The following is a 4737-nucleotide window of genomic DNA, read 5'->3' as shown; positions in this document are numbered from 1 at the left end:
GGGGCGGCGGCCTGAGGGTGACGGGGGCGGGGCAGGCGGGATACGCTCCCGGGACGGTGCCGGTTTCCGGCCATGGCCAGGCGATACGGGGGTGCGGGATGGAGCTGCGGGACATAGAGATCTTCCTCGCGCTCGCCGAGGAGTTGCACTTCGGCCGTACCGCGGAGCGGTTGCACGTCTCGCAGGCCCGTGTGAGCCAGTCGATCGCCAAGCAGGAGCGCCGCATTGGGGCGCCGCTGTTCGAGCGCACCAGCCGCCGGGTGGAGCTGACGGCCATCGGGGCGCAGCTCCACGGTGATCTGCGGGCGGGCTACCGGCGGATCCAGGACGGTATCGACTCGGCCGCCGCGGCGGCCCGGGGGACGACGGGGGTGCTGACGCTGGGGCTGATGTGCGCCCAGGCGTTCGACCAGGCGTCGATCCTGGCGCGCTTCAAGGATCGCTACCCGGGTGTCGAGCTGCGTTTCCGCGAGGTGGTCTTCAGCGATCCGTTCGGGATGCTGCGGGCGGGCGAGGTGGATCTGGAGGTCACCTGGCTTCCGGTGCGGGAGCCGGATCTGACGGTGGGGCCGGTGCTGGCCCGTGAGCCGCATGTGCTGATGGTCGCCGAGGGGCACCCGTTCGCGGCGCGCGGTTCGGTGAGCCTGGAGGACCTCGCGGACTGCGTGTTTCCGCAGCCGGTGAGTCCGGTTCCGGCGTACTGGATGGAGGCGCTGATGCCGGCGCGTACGCCGTCGGGGCGGCCGATTCCCGCGGACGGGCCGAAGATCGCCACGTTCCAGGAGGCGCAGGCGGTGGTGGCGGCCGGGGATGCGGTGTGCGTGGTGCAGGGTGAGGCGGCGCGGCACTTCCCGCGGCCGGGTATCGCGTATGTGCCGATCGTGGAGCAGCCGATGGGTGTGTGGGGGCTGATCTGGCGTACGGCGCACGAGACGCCGCTGGTGCGGGCCTTCGTGAAGTCGGCGGTGGACACGCTGGCGGCGGCGGCCGAGAGGGCGCCCGGGGCGGACGTTCCGCGGGTGCCGGGGCCGGCGCGTGCCGTGCCGGAGCCGGTGGTCGCGCGCGGCTGAGTCCGGGCGGGGCGGCTCAGAGCAGGGAATTCCGTTTGAGTACGGCGACGGCGCCGACCGTGCGGTAGCCGCGCCATTCCAGTGCGGCGGCGGGTGAGAACGAGCCGAAGTCGACGGTCCAGCCGCCGTCTTCCTGTTGTTCTGCGGCGAGTCGGCGCAGTTCGGCGTCGATGGTCTCGGGGGCGTAGAGGGTGCGGGCGGGGCGGCCGGGTTCGGGGGCGACGTCGAGCGGCCGGATGGCCTCGCCTTCGGTGCCGCCCTCGACGGGCAGTACGCCGTCGTCGGGGATGAGTGGGCGCAGGCGTTCCAGGAGGGCGGCGGCCTGCGGGCGGGTGTCGGCGGCGGCGTCGAGGAAGCGGATGGCGAAGGACAGTTCGATGGCGTGCGGTTTGTCGCCGATGGTTTCGACGGCGTCGAGGCAGTAGCGCGTGGCCCGTGCCAGCCAGGGGTGGGCGGCGACGGCGGGGTCGTGTGCGGCGAGCCGCAGGGCGGTGCCGGCGGCGAAGGCGGTGCTCTGCAGGGTGGAGGCCCGGGGGTCGGCCTGGGTCCAGAACGGTGCGCAGCCGGCGGGGTCCGCCACGGGTAGTGCGAAGGGCAGGCCGCCGTCGGGCAGTGTGGTGTCCAGGAGCCAGTCGCAGAGCCGCGCGGCGTGGGGGGTGGTGGCGGGGGCGGCGTCCACGAACGCTTCGAAGGCGTGGAGTGCGCCGCCGGGCTGGCTCTCCGGTGCGCGCAGGTCGGGCTCCAGGCCCCAGCCGTAGCCGCCGTCGGGGTTGCGGTAGCCGTCGACGGCGGCGAGTACGGCGGCGGGGTCGGTGTCGCCGAGGAGCAGTTCGAAGCGGCGGCGGTCGAGGAGCCGGGCGTGGGTGGCCATGAACGAGGCGGCGGCGGGGAGGTCTGCGGTCATGGGCCCACGATGGCAGCGGCGGGGTGGGTGGTCTTGAAGGTTTCGGACGTGTCCGCGGGCCGGGACCGGTTCGGGGGACGGCCGCGGGTGGTGCTCCGCCTCGTTTGCCGGATCGCGGCTCCCCCGGTCGGCGGCGCTCCCCCGCTGTCCCCCGGTGTGCCCCGCCCCGGTGGGGGCGTGTGCGGGGGTCAGGGGGTTCCGCGGATGGTGAACGTCGTCGTCGCCAGTGCCGCCGCGTGCGCGGTGTTCCGCGCGCGGATGCGTACGGTGTGCCGTCCGGGCCGTAGCGTCGGGGTGGCGGTGAGGCGGCCCGTGGCGGTGTCGAAGTGGTGCGGTACGGGGTGGCCGTCGACCTCGACCTCGGTGCCGCCTGCCTCGATGTCCGCCAGGCGGTCGGTGATGCGGGCGCGGAGCCGGATCTGCGGGCCGGTGGCCGTGGTGCCGTTCTTCGGGGAGAGCCGGTCGATGCGCGGCGCCAGGGGTACCGGGCGGCCCGGGCGGCGGCGGGTCGCGTACTGGATGCGGGAGACGGAGGGCGGGACGGGCGTCGGGAGGGTCGCCGCGTCCGTGGCGAGGATGCCCGCGAAGGCGGGGGGGGTAGTCGACGCCGCGCCGGACCTGCGGTCCCGCGGTGAGCGTGAATTCCACGCGCGCGCGGCCCATGGGCTCCACGGTCGCCTCCGCGGCGCCTGCGGGGGTGATCGTCCAGCCGCCGAAGGTGCGGGCGGTGAGGGTGACGGTGCGGGTTGCGTCGCCGAAGTTGTAGACGTCGACGTGCATGCGGGTGGTGGCGGTGAGGCGGTAGCCCAGTTGCGGCAGGGTGTCGCCGTCGGCTTTGCCGGGTGCGGCGTCGGCGGGGGCGAAGCGCTGGGTGAGCACGATGTGTTCGGCGGCGGTCGGCGGGGTGCCGCGGGTGCGCAGGGCCGGGGGGGGCGGTGCCGTGTGGACGTGGGGTGTCTCGTTGACCAGGTAGTACGGGTCGGGGGTCGCGGCGATGCGGACCGTTCCGGCGGTGGTGCGGACGTGGGTGCCGCGGTGGGCGCCCATGATGTCGTAGCGTTCGGTCCGCCCGCCGGTGCCCGCCGGGACGGGTACGTCGACCGGGCCTGGGCCCGGTGCGTAGACGACGGTGATGGTCCGCGGGCCGTCGCGGAGCGGCGGGTGCTGGACGCGGTGGCGGCGCGGGTCGGCGAGGCGGTGGCCGCGGAGCGGCGGCGCGTCGCGGCGGGGCTGCAGGGCGCGGTGGCCGAGTGCACGGCGCGGCTGGTGCGCGGGGCGGAGTCGGGGCTCGCGGGCCGGGTCGGGCAGGCCGCGGCGCTGGCCGAGGTGGCGGGCGAGGCGCGCCGGGCGCTGGCGGCGCTGCGGGAGTTGCTCGACATGTTGGACGCGGGTGCGGGCGCCGCCGCGTCCGGGGGCGGGGTGGCGGAGGTGCGGGGATGAGTGTGCGGGTGCTGGTGGTGGACGACCAGGCGGTGGTGCGGGCCGGCTTCGCGGCGGTCATCGGTGCCGAGCCGGATCTGGTGGTCGCCGGCGAGGCCGCCGACGGCGCGGAGGCGCTGCGACCGGCCCGTACGACCGCGCCGGACGTGGTGCTCATGGACATCCGCATGCCGGGTATGGACGGGCTGGCCGCGACGCGGGAGTTGACCGCGCCGGCGCCGCCGGCGCGGGTGTTGATCCTGACGACGTTCCGGCGCGACGACGACGTCTTCGAGGCGCTGCGTGCGGGCGCGTCGGGTTTTCTGCTGAAGGACTGCTATCCGCAGGATCTGGTGGACGCGATCCGCACGGTCGCGGCCGGTGAGGCGCTGCTCGCGCCCGCGGTCGTCCGGGGGCTGATCGACGCGTTCGTGTCGGGTGCGGTCGTCCCGCGGGCGGCGCGGGACGACCGGCTGGATGTGCTGACGGTCCGGGAGGGCGAGGTGCTGCGGCAGGTGGCGAGGGGGCTGAGCAATCCGGAGATCGCCGCGGTCCTCGGCATCGGCCGGTCGACGGTGAAGACGCATGTGGCGGCGGTTCTCGCGAAGCTGGGGCTGCGGGACCGCACGCAGGCCGTCATCTACGCGCACGAGACGGGCCTGGTGTGACCCGCCGCTACTGCTGCGACTGGGCGAGCAGGCGCAGTGCCAGTTCCTTCAGTTCGGGGCTGGCGTCGGCCGCGTTGCCGGAGTCGTACGGGGGCTGCGGGTCGTACTCGACGGCGAGTTGGACGGCGCGGGCCGTCGGCTCGTCGGTGAGCAGGGCGGCCAGGTAGAGGGACATGTCGATGCCCGCGGAGACGCCGGCGGCGGTGATCACCTTGCCGTCGTGGACGTAGCGTTCGGGTACGTAGGTGACGCCGAAGGTCGTCTCCAGGTAGTCGCGGGACGCCCAGTAGGTGGTGGCGCGGGTGCCGAGGAGGCCGGCGGCGCCGAGGACGAGGGAGCCGGTGCACACCGAGGTGGTGAAGCGGGTGCGGCGGTGGGCGCGGCGCAGGAAGCGGCGGATCGCCGGGTTTTCCATGGCGGCGATGGTGCCGCGGTTGCCGGCGCCGGGTACGAGGACCACGTCGAGGTCGCCGGTCTCGGCGAACGACCGGTCGGCGGTGACGGCGGTGTGTCCGGTGTCCGTACGGACGGGGCCGCGGCGTTCGGCGATCATCGTGACGTCGGCGCCGGGCAGCCGGGAGAGGACCTCGACCGGGCCGGTGGGGTCGAGGAGGCTGAAGCCGTCGTACAGCAGGACCCCGATCCGCGGGCCGTTCGCCGTCCGCCGCGCGGTGCT

Annotated in this window: 5 protein-coding genes; 3 read left to right on the top strand and 2 right to left on the bottom strand. The window is 74.9% G+C overall.

Annotation, left to right across the window (positions count from 1 at the left end):
- Positions 1–98 precede the first annotated feature (98 nt).
- Positions 99–1070: a LysR family transcriptional regulator gene (locus H5J30_RS18035; protein WP_181788447.1), complete on the top strand. Its 972-nt coding sequence runs from the start codon at positions 99–101 to the stop codon at positions 1068–1070.
- 16 nt (positions 1071–1086) lie between these two features.
- On the opposite strand, the gene H5J30_RS18030 is transcribed toward H5J30_RS18035, so the two are convergent.
- The gene (locus H5J30_RS18030; RefSeq protein WP_181788446.1) at positions 1087–1974 is read right to left on the bottom strand and encodes a prenyltransferase/squalene oxidase repeat-containing protein; all 888 of its coding nucleotides are present in this window, start codon (positions 1972–1974) and stop codon (positions 1087–1089) included.
- A 1023-nt stretch (positions 1975–2997) separates the two neighbouring features.
- Here H5J30_RS18030 and H5J30_RS18025 point away from each other — a divergent pair.
- Positions 2998–3414 (top strand): hypothetical protein, encoded by a 417-nt coding sequence (locus tag H5J30_RS18025; RefSeq protein WP_181788445.1) that lies wholly within the window; start codon positions 2998–3000, stop codon positions 3412–3414.
- Entirely contained in the window at positions 3411–4061 is a 651-nt protein-coding gene (locus H5J30_RS18020; protein WP_181788444.1) for a response regulator, read from the top strand. The genes H5J30_RS18025 and H5J30_RS18020 overlap by 4 nt, the downstream gene beginning before the upstream one ends.
- A gap of 7 nt (positions 4062–4068) precedes the next feature.
- On the opposite strand, the gene H5J30_RS18015 is transcribed toward H5J30_RS18020, so the two are convergent.
- A partial coding sequence (locus H5J30_RS18015) for a DJ-1/PfpI family protein (protein WP_181788443.1) occupies positions 4069–4737 on the bottom strand: 669 nt, incomplete at its 5' end.

Source organism: Streptomyces phytophilus (assembly GCF_013870535.1).
GTDB classification, from domain to species: Bacteria; Actinomycetota; Actinomycetes; order Streptomycetales; family Streptomycetaceae; genus Streptomyces; species Streptomyces phytophilus.
Note: the sequence above shows the minus strand (reverse complement) of the source record. Positions and strands in the feature narration are given on the sequence as shown.

Coding starts and splice junctions, on each gene's coding strand:
- H5J30_RS18035 (WP_181788447.1), top strand. CDS start 99: ATGGAGCTGCGGGACATAGAGATCTTCCTCGCGCTCGCCGAGGAGTTG.
- H5J30_RS18030 (WP_181788446.1), bottom strand. CDS start 1,974: ATGACCGCAGACCTCCCCGCCGCCGCCTCGTTCATGGCCACCCACGCC.
- H5J30_RS18020 (WP_181788444.1), top strand. CDS start 3,411: ATGAGTGTGCGGGTGCTGGTGGTGGACGACCAGGCGGTGGTGCGGGCC.